The 24862-nt window shown below is 41.1% G+C and carries 22 protein-coding genes; 20 read left to right on the plus strand and 2 right to left on the minus strand.

Going from position 1 to position 24862, the window contains the following annotated elements; all coding sequences use genetic code 11:
* The first annotated feature begins 35 nt into the window (after positions 1–35).
* The 5 genes from BUB05_RS00980 (at position 36) to argH (ending at position 6618) form a co-directional block, all read left to right on the plus strand.
* A complete protein-coding gene (locus BUB05_RS00980) occupies positions 36–1976 on the plus strand; it encodes a sigma-54-dependent Fis family transcriptional regulator (RefSeq protein WP_073045724.1) in 1941 nt (646 codons plus the stop codon).
* A gap of 238 nt (positions 1977–2214) precedes the next feature.
* Complete coding sequence (locus BUB05_RS18620; protein WP_175548489.1) at positions 2215–2361, plus strand: hypothetical protein; 147 nt, start codon at positions 2215–2217, stop codon at positions 2359–2361.
* Positions 2362–2548: 187 nt separating this feature from the next.
* Positions 2549–3124 (plus strand): putative ABC transporter permease, encoded by a 576-nt coding sequence (locus BUB05_RS00985; protein ID WP_073045728.1) that lies wholly within the window; start codon positions 2549–2551, stop codon positions 3122–3124.
* A 498-nt stretch (positions 3125–3622) separates the two neighbouring features.
* Positions 3623–5176 carry a Na+/H+ antiporter NhaC family protein gene (locus BUB05_RS00990; protein WP_073045731.1) on the plus strand — a complete coding sequence of 518 codons (1554 nt, stop codon included), beginning with the start codon at positions 3623–3625 and terminating at the stop codon, positions 5174–5176.
* A gap of 14 nt (positions 5177–5190) precedes the next feature.
* Complete coding sequence (gene argH, locus BUB05_RS00995) at positions 5191–6618, plus strand: argininosuccinate lyase (protein ID WP_073045734.1); 1428 nt, start codon at positions 5191–5193, stop codon at positions 6616–6618.
* Between the two features lie 343 nt (positions 6619–6961).
* Here argH and BUB05_RS01000 read toward each other — a convergent pair whose 3' ends face one another.
* Entirely contained in the window at positions 6962–8410 is a 1449-nt protein-coding gene (locus BUB05_RS01000; protein WP_073045737.1) for a DDE-type integrase/transposase/recombinase, read from the minus strand.
* Positions 8411–8586: 176 nt separating this feature from the next.
* Here BUB05_RS01000 and BUB05_RS01005 point away from each other — a divergent pair, with 176 nt between their 5' ends.
* The 11 genes from BUB05_RS01005 (at position 8587) to BUB05_RS01055 (ending at position 19517) form a co-directional block, all read left to right on the plus strand.
* Positions 8587–10674, plus strand: a complete 2088-nt coding sequence (locus BUB05_RS01005) for a sigma-54 interaction domain-containing protein (protein WP_073045739.1) — start codon at positions 8587–8589, stop codon at positions 10672–10674.
* The gene (locus BUB05_RS01010) at positions 10674–11393 is read left to right on the plus strand and encodes an aspartate/glutamate racemase family protein (RefSeq protein WP_073045741.1); all 720 of its coding nucleotides are present in this window, start codon (positions 10674–10676) and stop codon (positions 11391–11393) included. The genes BUB05_RS01005 and BUB05_RS01010 overlap by 1 nt, the downstream gene beginning before the upstream one ends.
* A gap of 72 nt (positions 11394–11465) precedes the next feature.
* Positions 11466–13526 (plus strand): sigma-54 interaction domain-containing protein, encoded by a 2061-nt coding sequence (locus tag BUB05_RS01015; RefSeq protein WP_073045743.1) that lies wholly within the window; start codon positions 11466–11468, stop codon positions 13524–13526.
* Between the two features lie 195 nt (positions 13527–13721).
* The gene (locus BUB05_RS01020; RefSeq protein WP_073045746.1) at positions 13722–14561 is read left to right on the plus strand and encodes a polysaccharide deacetylase family protein; all 840 of its coding nucleotides are present in this window, start codon (positions 13722–13724) and stop codon (positions 14559–14561) included.
* 16 nt (positions 14562–14577) lie between these two features.
* Positions 14578–15435 (plus strand): polysaccharide deacetylase family protein, encoded by an 858-nt coding sequence (locus BUB05_RS01025; protein ID WP_073045748.1) that lies wholly within the window; start codon positions 14578–14580, stop codon positions 15433–15435.
* Between the two features lie 159 nt (positions 15436–15594).
* Positions 15595–16431 (plus strand): substrate-binding periplasmic protein, encoded by an 837-nt coding sequence (locus tag BUB05_RS01030; RefSeq protein WP_073045751.1) that lies wholly within the window; start codon positions 15595–15597, stop codon positions 16429–16431.
* A 38-nt stretch (positions 16432–16469) separates the two neighbouring features.
* Entirely contained in the window at positions 16470–17135 is a 666-nt protein-coding gene (locus BUB05_RS01035; RefSeq protein WP_073045755.1) for an amino acid ABC transporter permease, read from the plus strand.
* Complete coding sequence (locus tag BUB05_RS01040) at positions 17122–17844, plus strand: amino acid ABC transporter ATP-binding protein (RefSeq protein ID WP_073045758.1); 723 nt, start codon at positions 17122–17124, stop codon at positions 17842–17844. Before BUB05_RS01035 ends, BUB05_RS01040 begins: the two co-directional genes overlap by 14 nt.
* A gap of 241 nt (positions 17845–18085) precedes the next feature.
* The gene (locus BUB05_RS01045) at positions 18086–18868 is read left to right on the plus strand and encodes a L,D-transpeptidase family protein (protein ID WP_073045761.1); all 783 of its coding nucleotides are present in this window, start codon (positions 18086–18088) and stop codon (positions 18866–18868) included.
* 59 nt (positions 18869–18927) lie between these two features.
* Positions 18928–19290 carry a VOC family protein gene (locus BUB05_RS01050; RefSeq protein WP_073045763.1) on the plus strand — a complete coding sequence of 121 codons (363 nt, stop codon included), beginning with the start codon at positions 18928–18930 and terminating at the stop codon, positions 19288–19290.
* A 2-nt stretch (positions 19291–19292) separates the two neighbouring features.
* On the plus strand, positions 19293–19517 hold the full coding sequence (locus tag BUB05_RS01055) for a hypothetical protein (protein ID WP_073045766.1): 225 nt from the start codon (positions 19293–19295) through the stop codon (positions 19515–19517).
* 138 nt (positions 19518–19655) lie between these two features.
* Here the strand turns inward: BUB05_RS01055 and BUB05_RS01060 are convergent, their stop codons facing one another.
* Positions 19656–19988, minus strand: coding sequence for a hypothetical protein (locus BUB05_RS01060; RefSeq protein ID WP_073045770.1), 333 nt, complete (start codon positions 19986–19988; stop codon positions 19656–19658).
* 322 nt (positions 19989–20310) lie between these two features.
* Between BUB05_RS01060 and BUB05_RS01065 the strand changes: the two genes are divergently transcribed.
* The 4 genes from BUB05_RS01065 (at position 20311) to BUB05_RS01080 (ending at position 24754) form a co-directional block, all read left to right on the plus strand.
* A complete protein-coding gene (locus tag BUB05_RS01065; protein ID WP_073045773.1) occupies positions 20311–21771 on the plus strand; it encodes a mechanosensitive ion channel in 1461 nt (486 codons plus the stop codon).
* Between the two features lie 189 nt (positions 21772–21960).
* Complete coding sequence (locus BUB05_RS01070; protein ID WP_073046232.1) at positions 21961–22773, plus strand: purine-nucleoside phosphorylase; 813 nt, start codon at positions 21961–21963, stop codon at positions 22771–22773.
* A 44-nt stretch (positions 22774–22817) separates the two neighbouring features.
* Positions 22818–23474, plus strand: a complete 657-nt coding sequence (locus BUB05_RS01075; RefSeq protein WP_073045774.1) for an HAD family hydrolase — start codon at positions 22818–22820, stop codon at positions 23472–23474.
* Positions 23475–23629: 155 nt separating this feature from the next.
* A complete protein-coding gene (locus BUB05_RS01080) occupies positions 23630–24754 on the plus strand; it encodes a radical SAM protein (RefSeq protein WP_073046236.1) in 1125 nt (374 codons plus the stop codon).
* Positions 24755–24862 lie beyond the last annotated feature (108 nt).

Genomic DNA, 24862 nt, shown 5'->3' on the forward strand with positions numbered 1-24862 from the left:
CAGTATTCGGATATTCAAGGGGAGGAGATGTACAGATGCTTCATGCGAGTAAGGAAAGCTGGTTGAAATTTGTTAATGACGATATCATTTCGGAAGATGTAGACCCTGTAATTGCAGATGCCTGGAAAAGATGCAAGGAATACGGCGTTAACCATATGGAAGGAATGGGTACAGGTATTGACATTGAGGCATACGAGAGAGCCCGGGAAGAAAACAAGGAGCTCCTTGCCATTGCCCGTCCCATTATGGAAAATCTCCATGAGATTGTTACAAGCTCTCACTTTGCACTGGTTTTGTCCGACAGGAATGGACTGTTGATAGAGGCAATAGGTGATGAAATATACAATGAAAAAGCCGATCGACTCAGGTACAATCCGGGCATGTTGTGGAGCGAGGAAGAAATCGGAGCCAATGCCATAGGAACGGCACTTGCCATTGACAAGCCTGTCCATTTCATAGGAGAGGACCATTACTGCATAGAACACCATTCGTGGACCTGCTCTGCAGCCAACATTCATGATGAAGACGGAAACATAATTGGCTGCCTTGACATGTCCGGTGACAAGAACATGTCAAATACCCATACCCTGGGCATTGTTGTTGCCGCCATATATACCATCGAGAGGGAGATGGCCCTTAAGAAATCCCATAAACTCCTTGAAACGACCTTTGAAAGCACATCGGACGGCATGGTCATTGTTGACAAGGACATGAATGTCATAAGAGCCAACAATCAGGCATCCAACATACTTTTTGTTCCACATGAAAAAATATTGGAAATGGACATAAGGGATATTTTCACAGACCTTGATTATGGCAGGCTGCCGGAAAAGCGCAATGTATTCCTGACGGAATCCACAGCAATAGTTGACGGTAGAAGGATCAACTGTTCCGTCAATATTGTTCCAATAATCATAGACAAGAAGATATTCGGTTTCAATATCGCCTTCAAGGAAACCAAATATCTTCACAGAACTGTAAACAAGGTTGCAGGAAATATAGCAACCTATCATTTTGAAGATATTATTGGAGACAGCGAATCTGTAAGGAAAGTCGCTGAATCGGCCAAGAAGATCGCAAAGACAAGAAGCAATGTATTGATAGAAGGGGAAAGCGGAACAGGCAAGGAGCTTTTCGCCCAGTCCATACACAACTATAGTCCGCGAAGCAAAGGACCTTTCGTTGCCATAAACTGTGCATCCCTTCCCAGGGAGCTCATAGAGAGCGAGCTCTTCGGCTATGAGAAAGGAGCCTTCACAGGTGCCCTGAAGGACGGGAAGATCGGTAAATTCGAACTGGCTGACGGAGGAACGATTTTCCTCGACGAGATCGGAGAACTTCCAATGGAAGTACAGGCAAAACTGTTGAGGGTCCTTGACAATTTCTCCATAAGGCGAATAGGAAGCGACTATGAGAAGAAGCTTGATGTGAGGGTCATAGCGGCAACCAACAGGGATCTTTTGACAGAGGTGGAGAACAAGAACTTCAGGCATGACCTGTATTACAGGCTCAATGTTTTCAAGCTGGAGCTGCCGCCTCTAAGGGAACGTGATGACGACATAAGTATCTGCGCAAATCATTTTCTGTTGAAGCTGAATACCCAGAACAGCAACAGTGTTAAAATATACGGAAGCGACTTCCTTGAATCACTGAAAAGATACAGATGGGTCGGTAATGTCAGGGAGCTGCAAAACATTGTCGAAAGAGCCTATTATCTTTGTGACGGCAACGTCATAACCGCAGAATATCTTCCCGACCATATAATAAACAACAAAGAGAAAATGACCCATGGTGCAGCAATAGAGATAGCTGGTGATGGAATACTAGATATGGAAAGCGTGGAGAAAAGAAATATAATAGCCACCATAAAAAGCTGCGACAAGAATGTACTAAAGGCAGCCGAACAGCTTTCCATGAGCAAGTCCACCATATACAGGAAGATTCGGAAATATGGAATCAATGTAAGAGAACTGTGATGTAATAAGCAAAGTGTACAATCACGATACGGAAAATATATACATGGAATATTCACAAAATCAATAAATGAAAAATATAGTGAAATTGATTAACCTCCACAGATGGAGGTTTTTTGATACGCTGTTTCAGTGTGAAGAGCGATTTTGCCATATATATTTATTAGAAAAGTGTTGACTTCATACAGTATGCAATGTATAATTATATAAAATTTAGAATAATTAAACGGAGGTTTCAAGTATGAACACAAAGTATTATGTAACATATCTTAATGCAGATGATGAAATGAAGTATGGGAATGAATTTACCAGAGATGAGATATATAAGCTTAGAAAGAACAAGCTTGTAAATATCCTAAGTGTTACTGAATCTTCAAAGGTCAAGTAAAGAAGGTATGGACAGGGAAAGTCACAGAAGAAGGAACAATGCTAGAAAACTGAATCTGGAATTGTAACAAGGATCTGAACTGATTATGGAGTTTGGGTCCTTTTTTGTGATAGAATAATAAATAGCAATTATACCTAATATGCTCAAAAATATGATATCACATTGTTATACTTCAAGGGGGAAGGTCATGATAAATGAAAACACAAATAACATTAAATTTAACAGATTGTTGAATTTAAGAAAATACATACTGTATTTCATAATGTATTCAATGTTCGGATGGATATATGAAGTATTTTTGGAGGTTGTGGTGTACAAATGGGGTTTTTCAAACAGAGGAGTTCTCTTCGGACCCTATTGTCCCGTCTATGGTGTGGGAGCGTTGATATTTCTGTTCGCAATCTATCCAATCATAAGGAACAAAAGCTTCGGTAAAAGGCTCTTGTGGATATTGCCTGTATTCCTGGGATGCATGACTGTGGCGACTCTTCTTGAGCTAATCACCAGTTATATAATGGAATGGACTACCGGTTCCTGGCCCTGGCAGACCTATGTTGACTATGACATACACTTCCAGGGGAGGATAGCCCTGTCACCTTCCATACGATTCGGACTGGGGGGAGTGTTCTTCCTTTATGTGATCCAGCCGTTATTTGAAAAAATTACCGGCAGAATGGACAGCCGTCAGCTGTCCATAACGTCAATTACAGTTCTGGGCATATTGATGGTTGACTTTATATATACTGTATTCTTTAGAGGGTGATTAGAAAAGGTTAAAATAAACAATAATGAAATACAGATGCGGTCTTAAATATGGCAGTTATCCCCGGAATGTGGATAGTTTGCGAAAATTGTGGATAGACCTGCTTCATTTGTGTTGGAAAGGATGGTATGAACTGCGGCATCGAAAAGCTTGCTTAATTCAAAAGTGAAATTATAAAAAGACAGAACAGACATCAGAAAATTGATTTCTGTTCTGTCTTTTTACATGAAAATATGCATTTTAAAAGGGTTTATTTGGTCGAAGTGTAATCTTTAAACAACCGTATTAACCCTTTGGTAAATAACTTTTAAAAATTGCATCTTTATACAAAATCAAATATTTATTGAAAACAGGCCCTTTCTGGTGTGAATGTCCATTTGATTTACATTTTTGTTTTCTGGCATGATAATTGCTTGATGTATATATGAATAGCTATTTAAACCAAACAAATTATCATGGATATGTTATTGGCATATTCAAAGAACTAGGAGGATTAAAATGGAACATGTAGGAATTTTATCATTGTTGCCTGTTTTTCTGGCAATTACTATTGCAATTAAATTCAAGAATGTAATACCGGCGCTTTTTATCGGAGTGTTTGCAGGAGTTATGATACTGGTAGGCGGCAATCCAATAACTGCGATTACAACTATGATTAAGGAATACGTTTTTACTCAATTGACTGACAGTTATAATGCAGGAGTACTGGTGTTGCTGGTGTTTATTGGTGGTTTTGTAGGTCTTATGGAGAAATCCGGTGGGGCTGCTGCTTTTGCCAAGCTCATAACCAAGATCGTCGACAATAGATTCAAGGCACAGATTGCAACATGGCTGGGTGGAATTATTGTATTTTTCTCGGATCTTGGAACCCCTCTTATTGTAGGTCCAATATCTGAACCCTTGTTTGACAAGCTTAGGGTATCTAGAGAAAAACTTGCATGGATTATTGATTCCACTGCTTCTCCTGTTGCTGTCCTGGTTCCTTTTATCGGCTGGGGTGTCTACGTAATGGGGCTCATACAGAAGGAGTTTGAAGCTCTTGGAGTTATGGAGTCTGACTGGACGGCATTCATCAAGGCTATCCCGTTCCAGTTCTATCCGATAATGGCAGTAACAATGGTACCGCTTGTAGCATTCACCGGGTATGAATTCAGTGCAATGGCAAAGGCTGAAAGAAGGATTCTGGATACAGGTGAAAGGTACTGGCCGAATTCAAGTCCTCTTAGAATGGCCAATGATGAAGTTAACAAGAACAGCAGAGCCATTCTGATATGGCTTCCGCTGATAGTATTGTTTGTAACACTTTTTGGAATACTTGCACCGCTTGGTTTTCCATTCAAGAAGGTGCCTGGCAGTGCATTTAGAACAGCACTGAGCACGGGATATCTATTTGCTGCAATTACAATAATATCGTTGATGGTAAAAGACAAGGTCAACACGTTGAATGAAAGTTTTGACATTTATTTCAAAGGCATGAACAAGATGATGAACGTTGCGGTAATACTTGTTCTGGCATGGGCTTTGGGAACAGTGGGAAAAGGTCTTGGAACAGCAAATTACATAATAGAGGTGACTCAGGGAACGTTGCCGGGATGGGCAGTCCCTTGTCTGGTATTCCTTATAGGAGCTGTAATGTCCTTTGCAACCGGCTCATCATGGGGAACCTTCGCCATAATGATGCCTCTTGTTATTCCAATGGCTGTAACTTTGGGATCGCCGATACATGTATGTATAGGTGCCGTACTTTCAGGGGGACTCTTCGGAGACCATTGCTCACCTATATCCGATACTACGATTCTTGCTTCAACAGGTGCGGGATGTGATCATATAGACCATGTCAAGACACAGATCCCTTATGCTTTGCTAAACGGGGTCATAAGTTTTATGGCCTACATAGTTGCGGGACTTACAGGCAGTGTTACGGCACTGGGACTTGCCGTAGTGGTTCTTGTTGCATCAATGATCTTTCTGTCAAAGCGGTTCGGTACAAAGATACCAAATACTACAATCGAAGAAATAGAGAGAATGAAATCTCAGATTAAAACAGTATAAAGGAGCAGGGTAGAATGACTAGTTTATGGGGTGGCAGATTTGAAAAGAGCATGGATGATATTGTAAAGACTTTCAATGCATCCATAGGATATGACCAGAGATTGTATAAAAATGATATAGAAGGCAGCATTGCCCATGTAACCATGCTTGCGGAGCAGGGTATTGTGACGGTATCGGAGAAGGATTCGATTATTGACGGCCTTAACGGCATTTTACAGGATATTGAAAGTGGTAAGATTGTATTTGATGTCGAGGACGAGGATATCCACATGGGAATTGAAAGCAGATTGATTGCCAGGATAGGAGATGTAGGCAAGAAGCTGCATACTGCACGAAGCAGAAATGACCAGTGCCAGGTTGACGGGAGGATGTATCTCAAGGATGAAATCAGGGAAATCCTGAACAGACTTGTGCACCTGGAATCGGTCATACTGGAGAAGGCGGAAAAATATGCAGATAAGATTACCGTAGGATTCACTCATATGCAGCATGCACAACCGGTGACTATTGGCTTTCACTTCATGGCATATTTCCAGATGTTCAGAAGAGATATTGACAGGTTATTAAGCGCCTATGAAAGAATGGACTTGTGCCCTTTGGGAGCCTGCGCCTTGGCCGGGACCACCCTGCCAACAAACAGACATACGACGGCAAAGCTTTTGGGTTTTTCCGCACCTACAGAGAATGCAATGGACAGTGTAAGCGACAGGGATTATTGTCTTGACTTCCTGAGTGCCGCTTCAATTTCCATGATGCATCTTTCAAGGTGGGCGGAAGAATTTGTGTGGTGGAATTCCCAGGAATTTTCATATATAGAGATTGATGACAGTTATTGTACAGGAAGCAGCATCATGCCCCAGAAGAAGAATCCGGATATGGCGGAATTGCTGAGAGGAAAGGTTGGAAGGGTATATGGTGACCTGACTCAACTGCTGACAGTAATGAAGGGGACGCCTCTTGCGTATAACAAGGATTTTCAGGAGGACAAGGAAGGACTTTTTGATGCGGTAGATACCTGGAAGGCAAGCGTTGAAATCTTTGCAAACATGCTTGAGAAGACTGATTTCAGGATGGATATGATAGAGAAGCAGCTGGACAAGGGGTTTCTTAATGCTACAGACATTGCTGAACAGCTGGTGAAAATGAATATACCATTCAGGGAAGCCCACGAGATAGTGGGTAAAATGGTTAAAATCTGTGAAAACAAAGGGTGTATTTTGGAAGATCTTACAGATGATGAACTGCAGGAAATTGATTTGCGGATAACAAGGGATTCCATGGGAGATATAAGCATCAAAGCCTGTGTTGACGCGAGAACATCATTTGGTGGTACTGCACCGACGGAGGTCGGAAGGCAGATAGAAGCAGGGAAAGTATTCCTTGATGACTGTTCATCGAAAATTGGCGACCTGACAGGTAATGACATAATGCTTGGCAGATAAAATAGGTCAAAGCTGTAAAGTTGAGTTATAAAGACTTTACGGCTTTGAATTTTTCTATTTATTGATTATTAATCGGTAGTGTAAAGTAACGTATGAAAAACCAAAGTACAAAAATTGTAAATATTTGAAACTAGAAAACTGAAATATAGACCAAAAATACTGATGAAAAAGGTGATCAGCCACCCTTGACTGCACGCAAAAACAATGCTGCAAGGTAACCATCGATGGCGAAGGAACTCAGGAACAGAAGGACTTTCCCCATCTCGAATGCAACAGTATAGCATTGTATTTTCCCCGCAGTAAAGGGCATGTAAATGGCTGATAGAATCTCAGGCTCAAGAATCTAGGAACAGAAGTCAGAAATCTGTTTAGCTTCTTGTAATTCAAGAATTTTTTCCTGACCAAGACGGAGCAAGATGAGCCATTTGGCGGGCATGTTCATATCAGGCTTGAATCCTTCGACTTCATTGAGCACATTCCACTTGTTGACCTTGTGGGGACGAAGGAAGTTGTAGTAAGCCACCCAGAGGGAAACGCCATAGAAGGCGCCATCGGAGCTGGAATAGCCATTAGTGACACGATAGGAAAACTTGAAGGTACGATTGAGCCTCTCAATCATCTGCTTGGCCCAACGATACTCGGTGGAAACCTCGTCATCGTTTGTAAGTCCAATGACCTGAATGAGTTCAAAGTTCTTATCTTCTCTGAAGAATTCCTGTTGTGCCAAGGGATAGGTAGTAAAGCCGTCTGCGATGAACTTGATGGCATCTTGAGGGAACTTCGTAAATTTTTCAAAGGCCATGCGCATGGCAAGGATACAGGGACCTGTTGATCTTGTGTCGGAGACCTGATAGCCGAGAACTGATTTCTTGACGGTATCCATGATGAACCAGACGTAGTGCTTAACGCCGTTGACCTTGATATAGGTTTCATCGGCAGCCAGGGATTTGGATGGCTTGTACTTGTAGTTGTCTACAAAGGGCTTGATTACAGCAGCTGCAGTCATTGCATAGTTTGCAACGGTGGCATGAGATATATTGACACCGTGGATATCCCGGAGGGCATCGGCAGTAGTCCTGGTGGAAAGATTGAGATTGACATGATAGGTAAGACAAAGCCCCATGATATGAGGACTGAATTTCCTGAAATTGAAGTTGATAGCTCTTTTTGGAAGCGTGTTAAGATCCATCTTCATGAATTCGATGGTGAATTCCCTGTAGATGTAGCGAAGTTTGAATTTGTGCTTCTCTTCAGCTATCTGTTTGAGAGACAGCCGTTTAAGCTGTTCCAGATAATATGGACAGTGGTTATTCAAGCACTTGTGGATGTTGAATTCTTTTCTCTCCTTGATGAGCGACAGGGTACGTCCGCAGTAGGGACACTTGAAAACTGTGGGTTTGTCGACGTGATGAGATTCCTTGAAGGTAGTTCTGCAAACCTTACATTGATACTGGCCTTTATCGCCATTGTTGTTGTAGAGGTAAATGTGGGGAGCACCGCACTTTGGACAGGTTATGTTTTCGGGAACACCCTTGTCCTTGCGTCTCTTGACAGGCTTAAAAGGTTTACCGTCCATATACTCGTAATACCCGATGAGAAGCTGATAGTCCACTTTTTCAAAGCGATATATTTTGGGAAGCCTGTCTACCTTGAATTTGTTGTACTTGGGGCTGTCGGTATCATCGAGGAGCTTTTTCAGTGGTATATATTTCAAGATGAAATTAAGAAGATAAGAAATAATTTGTAAAAGATATTGATTATACGCAAGTAAATAGGTTACAATTGAGTCCATAGCAATGACCATCCTTTTTGGTATTTTTAGTTGTGTCGGAACTCTAATTATAACCTAAAAAGGGGGTCATTGCTTTTTTGTTTCAAAAAAGCCTGGAAACCTTGCATTTACTTGATGTTTATAAAAAAGAGTAGTGTCATACTTGACACTACCTATTAATCCGGGAAGGTGGTTTTATGAAAAAGAGAAAACTTGCCATAGTATCAAGGCATTCATATTCTGTTGATATTTATTATAAAGAACTCGAGCCATTGTTTGGTGAATTCATTGATTTGGTAAAATATTCATTGGATTCACATGACAGTTATGATCTTATTGAAGCGGATCTGGTACTGATATCCTCCTTTACCATTTTTCAAGAAGTCAAGAAGCTTGTTGGCAATAGTACCGAAATAATTGTTGCGGAATATACCCTTGCCAAGAAAGGTCTGGATATGTTGAGGGAGCTTCCTGAAGGGACTGAAGCCTTGCTGGTGAACATCAACTACAAGGTGTGCATTGAGACGATACTGCTGCTGAATCAACTTGGATACAGCGAATATAAGCTTATTCCCTATTATCCCGAAGCAGGGACTGTCAATGAAAGGTCGCTGGCAATAACTCCAGGTGAAAAACGACTTGTACCGGATTTCGTCGAAAAAACAATTGATATAGGTCATAGAGTACTTGATATAAGTACCATAACGGATATTGCTGCGAAGCTTGAGATCGATACAGTGATTGAAAGTGAAGCATTCAAGAGATACTATGATGAAATAGTGCACTTCAGTTATGGCATAGAGAACATCATAGGTAGAAACAGGATGTTGAACAGGCAGTTGGACATTATCCTTGGTTCCATTGATAAGGGAATAATAATGATCGGTTCGGATGGAATAGTACGTTCATACAATGCAGCAGCCGAGAAAATAATCGGATATAGAAAGGGAAGGATTATTGGAGAAAGGGCTGATGAAGTCTTAAGCGACATTCCTTGCGATGCTGTCAGTGAATCAGGTAAAGGCAGAGTTCAAAAGTTGATATCAATAAACTCAAAAAATGTTGTCCTTACATTGTCGCCCATAGTCAATGCAGGGAAGTTCCATGGTATTGTTACGGTAATAGAAGAGTTTACGGAGATTGAAAAGAAACAGCATGAGATCAGGGTACAGCTCAGAGGAAAAGGGCATGTTGCTAAATACAATTTTAATGATATACTGGGAGATAGTACTGCCATAAATGATTGTAAATCCATAGCAAAAAGGATGGCCAAGTCGGACTCTTCAGTACTGATTACTGGAGAAAGTGGAACGGGTAAGGAACTTTTTGCACAGGCCATACATAACGAGTCATATAGAAAGGATTATCAGTTTGTAGCTGTAAACTGTGCGGCGCTGCCGGAAAATCTTCTGGAAAGTGAATTATTCGGATATGAAAAAGGAGCTTTCACAGGTGCTAGAAAAGAGGGAAGGATAGGGCTCTTTGAACTTGCACACAAGGGGACTCTTTTTCTTGATGAAATAGGTGAAGTGTCACTGGGGCTGCAGGCAAGATTGTTGAGAGTCCTCCAGGAAAGAACAATTATGAGGATAGGTGGAGACGAAGTCATCGACGTGGATGTAAGGATAATATCGGCAACAAATCAAAACCTTGCAGACATGGTTAAATCAAAGGAGTTTAGACAGGACCTTTATTACAGGTTGAATGTGTTGCCTCTCAAGATTCCGTCCCTTAGGGACAGGAAGGATGATATGTTTTTAATAATTGATGAATATAAGAAGCGGCTGCATTCTGAATTTGTTATTGATGAAGAGGCAAGACGAGAGTTCTACAGACACGATTGGCCCGGTAATATCAGGGAGTTGGTAAATTATGTTGAATACCTCAGCAATATCGACGAGAATATTGTAGGGTTGAATCATTTGCCTTTTGTTGCAGAGAAGAAATATTCTTTTGAAACTTCCGGTGAATATGATGGATTGTACGAGAGATTCATAAATGAGAATTGGAATATTGATGAAATAATATTTGTACTTGAATCCTTAGTCAAGTCCTATGACAGGAATGAGAGGATAGGGAGAAGAAGCATTTCCGTCATGTCGAAGGAGAGGGGCATATATCTTTCCGAGCAGGAGGTAAGAAGCGTGTTGAAGAAACTTCAGGATTACGGATTGGTTGTCATAAAGAAGGGAAGAGGCGGCACAAAAGTAAGTGATGCCGGGAAAACAATTTTTAGAATGTTGAAATCCAAGGAAAAACAAAACTGTTGCAACAGGAGGATGTAATGAAGATAAAGGTGATTATGCCGGATAAGGCAATGGATAGAAAAACACTTGATGAGAGGGAAGTTATGCTTTCGAAGGCACTTTCGCCAGGAGTTGGAATATCTGTAGACTGCATAAAAAGAGGTCCGGATGAACTGGACTGCAATACTGATGAGGCCTTTGCCGCTGCAGAACTGGTGAAGGAGAGCATACAGGCGGAGAAGGATGGATTTGATGCCATCGTCATATACTGTTTCAGTGATGTGGGGATAGATGCCGTGAGGGAGAATGTAAGGATACCTGTCATAGGTCCGGGAGAAACAGCGTTGTCGGCGGCAAACATGCTTTGCAACAGATTTACGGTAATAACTACAGAGCGTATAAATATACCCAGAACATATAGAAGGCTTATGAGAAACGGCATAGCAAGGGAAAAGATGACTTCTGTAAGGGCCCTTGATATACCTATAATGGAGCTGAGATCAGACCCCGGAATTACTGGAAAATACCTGAAGAATGTCTGTGCCGATGCAGTGGATAAGGAGCAGGTGGATGGAGTGATTCTTGGTTGTCTGGGAATGGCAAGCTATGGAGATATGATAGAGGAAGAGCTGCCTGTGAAGGTGTTTGATCCTGCATTCATTTCCGTTGCCTATGCAGAGATGTGTGCAAGACTGGGTATGCGACACAATCCGGCAGTGTATCCTCCCTTCATGAACAACAGCAATGTGGAGCTGTAAAACCAGCTTTCTTGCAAAGTGACTGCACCTTTAGTATAATTTCGTTATGATATTAGGTTTTTAGGAGAGATTATGAAAAGTATAGCTGTGGTTGCAACTGTAAAAGAATATGCAGATTTTTTGATGATGAATGTTTCGCGTTATCTGGGTAAATATGCCGAATTCAAGTCCTATTCAATTGATGAAGTCGACAGTATAGATACCCTGGAGGAAGATTTTGTTTTATTGTCTGCATTCAATATTTTTCAGAAGGTTCGCAGGAAGATTGGAAGCGGATCGGAAATCATTGTCCTGGCAGTGACCTTGAACAACAAGCAGATTGAGAAACTTGCAGAAGTGCCCAAGGGCACAAAGGCTTTGCTTGTGAATTTTGACAACAGGTCATGCATGCATACAATAACTCTCATGTATGATGCCGGCTTCAGGGATATCGAACTATATCCATACTATGGTCAGGAGGAATATGATAAGTCTATCGGGGTTGCAATCACTCCCAACGAAACTGATCTTGTTCCGGAGGGAATGGATACGGTTATCGATCTAGGTGAAAGTTCTGTAGACATGAACAGTCTGTTCAATATTGCACATAAGCTGGGTGTTTATGAAGAATTTTCCGCCAATGAGGCCGTTGATGCCAGGAACGAGCTGTATTATATCAATTCAGGCATGGATAAGCTCTTTGAAGACAGAAAAGGAATGACCGAGAAGCTCAACACCTTGATCAAACTGATGAATGAAGGGATAATAATCACCGATGTTCTGGGAAGGATATATCTGACCAATGAAAAGGCGCGGGAACTGCTGTCCCAAAGAACGAAGATCCTTATGGGATTCAACATAGAGGAAATACTTCCGGAACTGGACATTAATTCAAAAGATGAAAAGCTTATAGATATTGAACACGCCCATTTGATTGCAACAGTAGTGGAAATAAGGCTCGAGAATGAAAATGTGGGCCATATAGTGACTCTGACTGACTTTGAAGAGGTTGAAGAGAAGCAGCACGGTATGAGGTCCAAGCTCAGCGGAACGAATCATGTTGCCAAGCATACCTTTGAGGATATCATCGGCAGCAGCAGGGTAATGAAAAGCGTCATAGAAACGGGAAAGCGGATAGCCAGGGCTGAAGCTTCAACAATGATTATGGGTTCAAGCGGTACAGGAAAGGAGCTGTTTGCACAAAGCATACACAATGCTTCTTCAAGAAGGAAATATAATTTTGTTGCAGTAAACTGTTCTGCAATACCGGAAAACTTGCTGGAAAGCGAAATGTTTGGCTATGAAGAAGGGGCGTTTACAGGTGCAAAGAAAGGCGGCAAGATCGGATACTTTGAGCTGGCTCACAGGGGGACAATTTTCCTTGATGAAATTGGCGATATGCCTCTGCAGCTCCAGTCTAAACTGCTTAGAGTGTTGGAGGAAAAGAAGGTTTCCAGGATTGGGTCCAATAAGACCATTGACATAGATGTAAGGATAATATCGGCGACGAACAGGGATTTGTATGAAATGGTTGAGAAAGGAGATTTCAGGGAGGATTTGTATTACAGGCTCAATGTTCTGCCTCTGTCCCTGCCGGATCTCAAGGATAGAAAAGAGGATATTTTAACCTTGTTCTATGCTATGGCAGACAAGATGGATTCAAATATCAAGCTTCACAAGGATGTTGAGAAAACCTTGGTGGAATACCCCTGGAGGGGAAATGTCAGAGAGCTTAGGAATATGGTTGAATTTTTAACCAGTAAGGACAAGGAAATCATTGAAGTAGAGGATCTCCCTCCATTGAAGGAGAGGAAGGCCGTTTTGGAAAAAAGTGATGTAGGCCATACGGCGACTATAATAGACAAGTTCGTACTCAATGAAGGCAGGGATATCGAATTGTACGGCAAGGTATTATCCATTTTAAATGATTCACTGGAGAAGAGAGAACGGTATGGCCGCAGCAGACTGTTGGAAAAAATTGTTGAGAGTGGCGGTTTTTATACAGAAGCAGAAGTAAGAAAGGCCTTGAGCAAACTTTCAGGATATGGTTTTGTAAGGTCTGCAAAAGGTCGAGGTGGCAGTGTTATTACTCAGGATGGGCAAATGCTTTTGGAAATAATTGATGAATATATAGAAAGAGGCGTATTAGGTTAATGATTAACCTAATACGCCTCTTTTGTTCTGTTGTAAATGATAGTCATGGATCAGATCACAAACGAGTTGTTAGAGTTGCAGTGGATTGAGAGTTTTGTATTTTTATTAATAATTTGGCATGAATATTGCATTGATTGTAAGTGGAAATACATATGATTTTGCTGTTAATTCAATTGATGTATAAGAGGAGAAAAAATGGAATATAACAAATGGCCTGGCAATAGAAGAAGTGCCGTAATGTTTACTTTCGATCTGGATGGAGACACCACGTGGGAAAACGGCAACAGAGATCTTCCAAACGGGGGAAAATATATCAAGTCATTGTCCATAGGGCAGTACGGCCCCAAAAGATGTATTGATATGATACTTGACAAGTTGGACAAGTACGGAGTTAAAGCTACCTTCTTTGTTCCGGGAGTTACAGCCGAAAGGTATCCTGAAGTGGTGAAAAGAATAGATGATGCCGGACATGAGATTGGACATCATGGCTATGCCCATGAAAGATTCGCCGGGAAATCTACTGAAGAACAGATAGAGATAATTGAAAAGAGCCAGGAAATATTCAAAAAATTGATAGGACGTGAAGTGACGGGATTTCGTACTCCTTCAGGGGACTGGGCCGTAGATACGCCCAAGCTGCTGTATGACAGAGGCTTCATGTATTCCAGTTCCATGAGAGGAGATGACAGGCCTTATAGAACCGTCATTGATGGAAGTGAAACAGACTTCATTGAAATACCCACCAAGTGGGAAGTGGACGACTATGTTGCAATGGCTTACAACATGTACCCTGCAGAACCGGCAGGACAGGACAGGATTTCCTGTTACAAAAATGTGCAGGACAATTTCTACAGGGAATTTGAAGGGCACCACAAATACGGACTCTGCATTTCATATATGTTCCATCCCCAGGTCATAGGATCTCCGGGAAGGATACAGATACTGGAATATCTTCTAAAGAGTATAGCGACCAGAGAAGATGTATGGGTGGCAACGGGGACTGAGATTGCTGATTGGTTCAGGGATAACAATTGACTGAGGAGGAAATGCTGTGTTTGTTGAAAAGATAGAATGGCCTGAGGGTAAAAAATGTGCTGTCATGATAACAATAAATCTGAATGCTGAGTTGTTTTGGCTGCAGCTTGACCCGGAGTGTGAAAACATGCCTAAAACTCTCTCCTTGGGCCAATATGGAATGAAGAGAGGACTTAATAGGATTCTTGACATATTGAAGGAGAGAAATATAAAAGGAACTTTCTTCGTGCCTGGCTGGATTGCAGAAAACTATGGGGATAAAATCATAGAGATAAGAGAACAGGAGCATGAAATAGCATCACTTGGATACAGGCATGAAAATATGGCTTTGCTTTCAGAAGCGGAGCAGGATGAGGTTATCAAGAAAAGCATTTCAGCCATTGAAAAATCATGCGGTGTAAAACCAAGAGGATTCAGAAGTCCTGAAGGTGAATTGACTATGGACACCTTGAGAATTGCCAAAAATAACGGTTTGTGCTATTCAAGTAATCTTAGCGATGATGACCGTCCATATTACAATGATTTGGGAAATGATATGGAATTGCTTGAGATACCAATACATTGGGTCAATTACGATTTGCCGTATTTTGCATTTAACTACAAGCCCGCTTTTCCTGCTGGACAGGGAAGGATTGCCAATTATACAGGGGTATTGAGCAACTGGAAAGACGAATTCTATGGTTGCCATGATTATGGTCTGTGCTATGTACTGCAACTGGATCCTCAGGCGATTGGTGCGCCGGGCAGGATAGGAATGCTTGAAGACTTGCTTGACTATATGGAAGAATTGGGAAATGTGTGGTATGCGACGGGTACTCAAATGCTGAACTACTTTGAAGAGTCGAAATTGGAGAAATCGAAGGAAACCAGATGACAATCATGGGATTGTGAATTAGGATATTGATTATTCAGAAGTGGATAAGTTATAGTATTATATGATGATAAAAATTATTTTCCATCATGCAAATTAACTTACTGTCTGGATATTGATATAGAGATATTGAATAAAATATTATTGAAGATGGAGGAAAGTATGAAAAAGTTTAAAAAGAGTATTATTATTGGATTGGTCTTGATTTTAATGATGTCAATGGTAACAGGGTGTGCTCAAAAGGCTGAAGAGCCGGCACCGGCAGAAGAAGTTGCCAACAATCCGGAAGAGAACAAAAGACCTCTCGAGGGTCAACACCTGAGATATGCAATCAATGCAACATTTCCACCTTTTGAATCTGTTCAAATTGTAAATGGAAAAACAAATTTCATTGGAATGGACCTTGAGCTGGTTGAATATCTGTCTGAACAGCTTGGTTTCACTTATGAGATTACAGATATGGCTTTTGCAGGATTGGTTGGTGCAATTCAAAGCGACAGGGCTGATTTCGTATGTTCCGGAATATCACCTACTGCTGAAAGATTGAAGAATGTGGATTTTTCTGTTTCATATTTCTATCCGGGAATAGCAACAGTAAGTAGAAAAGACATGCCGTTGACTACTCTTGAAGAACTAAAAGGAAAGAAAATTGTTGTAGGATTTGGTACAACTTATGAAATGTGGGCAAATGACAATATAGCAGATGCAGAAGTACTTGCAATCGATGGAACACCTGCAGTAATCCAGGAACTTCTTAACAAGAGAGGAGATGCAGCAATTCTTGATGCAAATCAGGCAGCAGAATTTGTAAAACAAAACCCGGACCTTCAATTTGATGTTCTGGAATACGACAAGAGCAGAGAGAATAGTTTTGCAATAGCTTTCCAGAAAGATTCGGAGCTTACTGAAATATTCAATGCTGAATTGAACAAGATGCTTGAGAATGGAGAGATGGACAAGCTTATCATCAAATGGTGTGGTGAGGAGTTTGCTCAGTAAATACAGTTTCCTAAAAAACACGAAAGGATTGATGGCAAATGATACTGGATTTTAGAACTACGGCAGAATATGTACCTTTGATTATTAATGGCATATGGGTAACTTTACTGTTTACATTTTTTTCAATGATTGCAGGTTTTGTATTGGGAACCTTGCTCACCCTTGTCAAGGTGTCCGGCAAAAAAATCCCGGTGGCACTTGCTAATGCATACACTTCCGTGTTCAGGGGAACACCCTTGCTGGTTCAACTGTTTCTCATCTATTATGCAACGCCTCAGGTAACGGGATACAGCATCACTGCACTTGAAGCAGCCGTACTTACCTTCGGTCTCAATGCTGCAGCATACATATCTGAAATCATGAGGGGCGGAATCATGTCGGTGGACAAGGGCCAGAGAGAGGCTGCAATGTCCCTGGGAGTGCCCTACAAGCTCATGATGCAAAAGATTGTGTTTCCCCAGGCTCTTAAGATGATATTGCCTTCACTGGTAAATGAAGCTATTGGACTGTTGAAATCATCATCATTGGTTGCCATGATTGGTGTAACGGATATAATGAGAGGCGCCCAGATGATTCAGAACATAACATACAGGGCCTTTGAGCCGTATCTGCTGGCAGCCGCCACATACTATGTTCTGGTAATGGTCCTTACACTGTTTGCCAACAGACTTGAAAGGTGGGTGAGAAGAAGTGATCAGAGTTGAAAATGTCTATAAAAGTTTTGGAAAGCTTGAAGTATTGAAGGAAATAAACCTTAATATTTCAAAAGGAGAAGTTGTATCCATTATTGGACCTTCCGGCTCAGGTAAATCCACCTTGCTGAGATGCATGAACTTGTTGGAGGTGCCCACGAAAGGGAAAATCTTCATTAAGGATGATGAGATTACTGCTCCCAATGTTGATATCATGAAAATACGTCAAAATGTCGGCATGGTTTTTCAACACTTCAATCTTTTCCCCCATATGACTGTAATAGAGAATATGACCTTTGCTCCAACAAAAGTCAAGAAAATGAGCTATGACGAAGCCTACAAGAAATCCATGGCTCTGCTGGAGCAGGTCGGTCTGAAGGACAAGGAAAATGTATATCCCGGGAAGCTTTCCGGAGGTCAGAAACAAAGGGTTGCAATTGCAAGAGCCCTTGCCATGGAGCCGGAGATAATGTTGTTTGACGAGCCTACATCGGCCCTTGATCCTGAGATGATCAAGGAGGTTTTGACGGTAATACAGGACCTTGCCCATACGGGAATAACAATGGCCCTGGTCACTCATGAAATGGGATTTGCAAGGAATGTCTGCGACAGGATATGTTTTCTTGATGAAGGAAGGATAGTTGAAGACACTACACCCGAGGTATTCTTTGAAAGTCCAAAGTCCGACAGGGCAAGGGAATTTTTGGATAAGGTGCTTTAATTCGAGAGCAGAATGGATGTTTGTAATACTTCATCTATTCTGCTTTTTTGTATTTTTGTGGTTATTTATAATTTTACGCCAAGAGGGTAGTGGCTTATATTCTCGCTTCAGACGAAGTCATTGAGAGGGAATATGGTTCTTTGATTTATTATTGTAGGTGCATACAATTAGTGATAGAATAGTTATTGGAATATGCTGAATTGGGATTAAGAAATAAAAAAATAATTGGAGAATCAGTATAATGAAAAACAGAAAAGTGATATTTTTATTAACAATGGCATTAATGGTGACCGGATGTGTCCTGAAGGAAGACACACAACAAAAAGAAGAGAAAGAAGAAATTATTACCGAAAGTCAAATCGATACAGAACAAGAAGGTTCAACTCCTGAAGTTGAGGAACCTAAAATATATATGGGGCAGGTATTGGACACTAATGAGACTGATGGCGAAATAAACGTATATGATATTAATAGTTATAAGGGCAATATTATAGGCACTCTTGAAGATTATGAGGAAGTAGAATTGATAGAAACTGTTCCCTTTGGTTGGTTTAAAGTAAGGCTTGAAGATGGCTCGGAAGGCTATGCAGAAGCAATTAGCATACGGACTGAGGAAATACCTCCACATGAATACAACAAGGACAGCAGTGAATATGTCCTTATATTTACTCATGAAGACCAGACATTGAAAATATTCAAAAATGGAGATTTAGTAAAAGAATCACTGGGATCAAGCGGAGTATGGGACAGCTTCACTCCAAAAGGAATCTTTGAAATAGAAGATGGTAGAAGAGGAGAATGGTCTTATATCGAACGATTTGGAGTAGGTTTGAAATATTGGGTTGGTTTTCGATGGATTTATCTTTTTCACTCTACACCTTTCGATAAGGATGGAAACATCATAGTGGAGGAAGCCGAAAAAATTGGCGAACCTGCAAGCCATGGATGTATCAGGTTGCCGGTCGATGCTGCAAAGTACATATATGATAATATTCCTGTAGGTTCTATTGTATTGATATATTAATTTACTTTGCTTTTTATCTTCATAATAAAAATACTATTATCAAAACAGGAGGAAATATTATGTCTTTTTTATGGTGTACATTGCATGTGAAAAATCTGGATGAATCAATCAAATTCTATGAAACCTTTGCAGGATTGTCTGTAAACAGACGGTTTGAGGCACGCCCGGGAGTTGAAATTGCCTTCCTGGGTGACGGTGGAACCCAGTTGGAGCTGATAGATGCAGGAGACGGAGACTCATATCCGGTAAGCGACCAGATATCCATTGGTTTTTCAACAGATTCAGTTGATGACAAGATTAGGGAATTGAAGGAAGCGGGAATCGAAATATATAGAGAGCCTGTGCAGCCAAATCCACACATTCGATTCTTCTATGTAAAGGACCCTAACGGTATCAGTGTTCAATTTGCGCAGCAGATGTAATCATGCCTAGAAGGTCAGGAGGCAATAAATCCAAGCAAACCAATGGAGATGGGAAAAGTTGTGGAATAATGGTTTTAGGTTTTCTATTTCCATTGGTTGGATTAATTCTATATTTTGCATGGAAAAACAGCTATCCACTTAAAGCAAGAAGTGCCGGTATAGGTGCTGTCGCAGGTTTCATTATTCATAGTCTCGTATTTTACGCATTATTGCTTTTAAGCATTTAATTATGATATTAAGATATCAACAAAAGACACTGTCAAATTCAGTAATTGTGGATAACATCAGCAGAAATCTTTGATGTTGTTGATAATATCAGTAAAATTGACAGCTCCATTTTTTAAGCATAATTTCGTATTTGACCGCTACTTGCTTTTTTCAAACATCTCTGCCAGACATGCTTTAACGGTCATATCTTTAAGAACAGGCAGGTCTTCCAGATACTGTTCTCTTATTATATTCTTTTCCCGGATATCTTCCTCGTCATCGAGGCTGTCCGGGGCCAGTTCCATTTCCATGGTTTCCTTGTTGTAATGCCAGTCGATAATTGGGTAGTAACCATTCTTGTCAGCCTTATGGGATCTTAGAACTTGAATAATATCATTTTCCGTTAAGCTCCCTGCCCTTACTTCACTTTTTAGTTCATCAATTAATTCCTGGTAATCAAATTGAGGTTTCATATTTTTATAATTTTTCATGATTTTCTCCTTCAGATTTTCTAATATTTTTGGTAATTATTCTATAACAGATTCAATCAAATCCATTCCATTTTCAATTGCGGTCAGTCCTCTCTAGCTCATGTCTATTTTTCCTAGTTAAAGTATACCTTAAAACTGAAAGAAATAATATAAGGAGAGTTGTTAATCATAATTTATTACCACAAGGGATATCGGAAGGGTTGAGAAACTGAACAGGTATTATTGAAATTTGATTTATTTCTAAAAAAAGAATATAATTGAATTAATCAACTTGGGAATTTTCACGAAAACATTAATAAAAAAATAATACGGAGGTTTAGTTATGGATGTAAGTTGGATTCAGATTCAGACCATCGGTGGTAAGCTGATAGCAGCTGTGCTCATCCTTGTAATAGGATGGATTATCGCAAGATTCATTTCCTCTGGCATTAAAAAGGTTTTGACAAAAAGCAAGTTTATTAATGAAAAGGTGTTTGACAAGTTTGAAAAGATGAAGGATATGGACCTGCCGCACCTCATCAGCAGGGGCGTATACTACGTCATACTGATATTCGTCCTTGTTGCCACCCTTCAGGTACTGGGACTCACCATCGTTACACAGCCCCTCAACAATATCCTGAACACAATATTTGCATATCTGCCGCAGATCATAGGGGCACTGATACTGGTACTTATCGCCTGGGTGATTGCAACATTCCTGAAAAAGCTGATTCTAGGCATATTCAGCAAAAGCAACATAGACAAGAAACTTGAAGAACAGATGGAAGAGGGACCCAAGAAAGTCAAGCTGAGCACTACAATTGCAGAACTGGTTTACTGGCTTGTATTCCTGTTGTTCCTTCCCGCCATACTCGGCACCCTTGAACTGGAAGGCGTACTTTCTCCGGTACAGAACATGGTGGATACCTTCTTGAGCTTCATACCAAACATATTTGCGGCTGCAGTGGTTGTAATCATTGGATGGTTCATTGCCAAGTTTGTAAAGACAATTGTTACGAACCTGCTTAAGACACTGAACGTGGACAGGCTGGGAGTCAAAAGGGACGAAGAGAAGGATGAGACCAAAACGAGTCTGGCGGAATTGCTGGGATCCATAGTATATTTTGTCATACTTATTCCAATCATCATATCCGGATTAAACATACTTGGACTTGAAAGCATAGCGATGCCTGCAACAAGCATGCTGCAAAGGATATTCAATTTCATTCCAAGTCTGCTATCTGCTTTCATAATCGTGGCATTTGCATACTTCATTGCAAGGATTGTAGGTGAACTGATTACAGGGATTCTTGAAAAGGTTGGATTCAACAAGGTTCCTGAGCTGATAGGACTCAAAAATACAAGGTTCAACCTGTCAGAGCTTGCAGGCAAGCTGGTAATGGTTGCAATAGTCCTGTTTTCGGCGCTTGAGGCAGCGGACGTGCTGGGTTTCTCGAAGGTTTCCGGACTGGTCGAGCAGTTTGTCCTTCTAGCAGGCAACATAATAATAGGCTTGATCATCATAGGATTGGGATTTTATGTGGCCAACCTTATAGCCGGCATCATAGAGAAGTCGGAATCCAAAAACAGCAAGGTTCTTTCCCTTATAGCAAAGGTTGCAATTCTTATGCTGGCGATCAGCATGGGATTGAGCCAGATGGGACTTGCATCAAACATCATAGAGTATGCATTCATATTCCTAATAGGCGCACTTGCAGTAGCCTTCGCGATTGCATTTGGAATTGGCGGACGTGACCTTGCAGCGAAGAAGCTTGACGAAATAGAGAAGAACATCAAGAAATAGAATGGAATAGAACATAGAAATGGAAGGTGCCGAAAGGCACCTTCTTGTTTTGCAATAATTTTCCGAAGTGTGATATGGATAACGCAGCGAAGCTGCTTTTTTGATTGAAAAGATGGTATAATGTACATGTTTAGACAGGAAAAATTTTGTCTCATCAATCTATATTGGAGGAGAGAAAAGATGATGAACATGTATGAGAAAGTTGTTGAATCAAAGAATTATATCAATAGTAAAACAGATACCAGGGCAAAAGTGGGGTTGATTCTGGGCTCGGGACTTGGAAGTCTTGTAGATTCCATGGAAGAGATGACCACCATAGACTATGAAGACATACCAAATTTTCCCAAATCAACCGTGGAAGGACATGAAGGACGTCTGGCTTTTGGGAAAATAGGAGGCACTGAAGTCGTTGCAATGCAGGGACGGTTTCACTATTACGAAGGCTATACTATGAAAGAGGTTACATACCCCGTATATGTTATGAAAATGATGGGTGTTGAAAAGCTTATAGTAACGAATTCATGTGGAGGTATCAACACCGGGTTTGAACCTGGAACCTTGATGATAATAAATGATTTCATTAATCTTATGGGCGCCAATCCCTTGTTTGGACCAAATGATGAAAGGTTCGGACCGAGGTTCCCTGACATGACGGAGCCATACAAGCTGGACCTCATAGACCTGGCCAGGAAGACGGGAGACGAGCTGAATATCAGTTATGGAGAAGGAGTATATGCGGGTTTCGTGGGTCCCTACTATGAAACTGCAGCGGAAATCCGTGCATTTGGCAGGATGGGTGCGGATGCCATAGGCATGTCGACGGTTCCTGAAACCATTGCAGCAAATTATTTGGGTATGGATGTTCTTGGCATTGCATGCATAACGAATATGGCTACCGGCATCCAAAAGAAGAAGCATTCACACGAACACGTTGTTCAGGTGGCCAATAAGGCTTCTGCGGACTTCTGCAGATGGCTGGAACAGATAATCGGGCAAATATAAATGAAGCAGGAATCAGTACCTTTGCTAAAGGGGGGGACTATTAATTGAAAGACTACAGATATATCTTATTCGACCTGGATGGAACAATTACCGATTCCATTGACGGTATTACAAATTCCATAATATATGCCTTGAAAAAATATGATATAGAGATTGTTGACAGGAATGAACTGCAAAAATTTATTGGACCTCCCCTTGTGAGCTCCTTCAAGAATTTCTGTGGATTTTCCGAAGAAGATGCCAATGAAGCACTAAGGTATTTCCGCGAATATTATTCCACTAAAGGAATATTCGAAAGCTCGGTTTATAAGGGAATTGAAGAGTTGCTCACAAGACTTAAATCAGAAAACAAGACTCTCATAGTTGCAACATCCAAACCCGAAGCTTATGCCAGAAGGATATTGGAGGATCTTGAAATGGATAAATACTTTTCATATATTGCAGGATCAAAATTTGACGGGACAAGAATTGAAAAAAGCGATGTCATCGCTTATGCCATGAAGTCCTGCGGTATTACAGACTTATCACTTGTACTTATGGTAGGGGACAGGAAGCAAGATATCATGGGAGCAAAGAAGACGGGGATTGATTCAGTGGGGGTTCTGTTCGGATATGGAGATAGAAAGGAACTGGAGAATGCCGGGGCTACATATATTGTGGAAACGGTAGGGGACCTTCAAGACCTCTTGGTTGCGAAATAACCCCAAAATGCCATTTTTCCGAAAGGAACCTTCTTGTTTGAAAGTTTCTGGATGAATCAATGGGTTTTATATGCTATAATGTGAACTGCAGTAATTATAGAATATTCGGAAGATTCATATGGATTCTTCCGCAGGATATATATGGAGGATCCAAAATGAAGATTTCAAAGAAAGATGCCCTGGCGTGGTTTGAATTTTTTTCAATGATGCCTGAGGACGAGGAGATTCTGACCTGGCAGCAGGAAATAGTATATGCCGTGTTTGCACAAATTGAGGCAGCAGTTGAAAACAATGTTGAGAAATTGATGTCGGAGATAAGAGGTCTTAAGACCCTGGAAAACAGGACATATTATGTTGGAGATGACAACAAGTTTTCCGATGGGTGCAGGTCGTGTCTTCTAGGGACGGGGTTGAGTGCCGTTAGAAAGACCAACAAGTGCAATATAGAGTGCAGGTTTTGCTACAATTACGGTGAACTTGATGATATACCTCCTATTGGAGAAGGCATGTGGGAAATCGGCGGCACAAAGTTCCTTGAAAAGGATTTAGACCTGCTTCTCTCAATCCATGATAAACCTACCGGAATTGCATATGTTTATTTGGAGCCCTTCATGGAGATTGAAAAGTATTATTCTGTCATCAAAAAATTCAGCGAAGCCAATATCCACCAGCATCTTTACACCAATGGACTCCTGGCCACTGAAGAGACTCTGAAGGCCCTTGGCGAAGCCGGTCTTGACGAGATTCGTTTCAACCTTGGTGCTACGAACTGTTCCGACAAGGTTATAGAGAACATTGGTATCGCCAAAAAGTACATTGGAAGTGTGGGCATAGAAACGCCGATGACGCCGGAGTTCTTTGAATCGTTTCTGTTGAAGAAGGAAGCCATCATGGCTGTAGGTCCCGACTTCATCAATTGTGCCGAACTTCACCTGAATGGAAACAACATAGGCAACTACTACGGCGAGAACATGTACATTTCAAGACATGGATACATATCTCCCGTCTGGAGCAGAGAGCTGACTTTGAAGCTTATGAAGATTGCAGATGAGGAGAAATGGAACCTTGCAGTCCATGACTGCTCGAATTTCACAAAATTTGCAAGAGGCCTTAACCTGAGCAGCAAGGAAGGCAAGTGGTTTGGTGCCAACAGCTATGCATGCGAGTTTTCACATACACCCTATGATGTGTTTCTTCCCCTACTTCGTGACGACAGTTTCAGATTCCTGGAAGAGGAAGAGCTTCCAGAGGGATACAGACCCGGAGACATATACTGCTAGACAAATAAATTCTAAGGCCATCAAGGCAGCTTAGGAAAGTAAATATACATGAAAGAGACCCGGGCATCTTGAGCCTGAGTCTCTTATGGTATCATATGATGAACTATT

The sequence above is a fragment of the Dethiosulfatibacter aminovorans DSM 17477 genome (assembly GCF_900142005.1).
GTDB classification, from domain to species: Bacteria; Bacillota; Clostridia; order Tissierellales; family Dethiosulfatibacteraceae; genus Dethiosulfatibacter; species Dethiosulfatibacter aminovorans.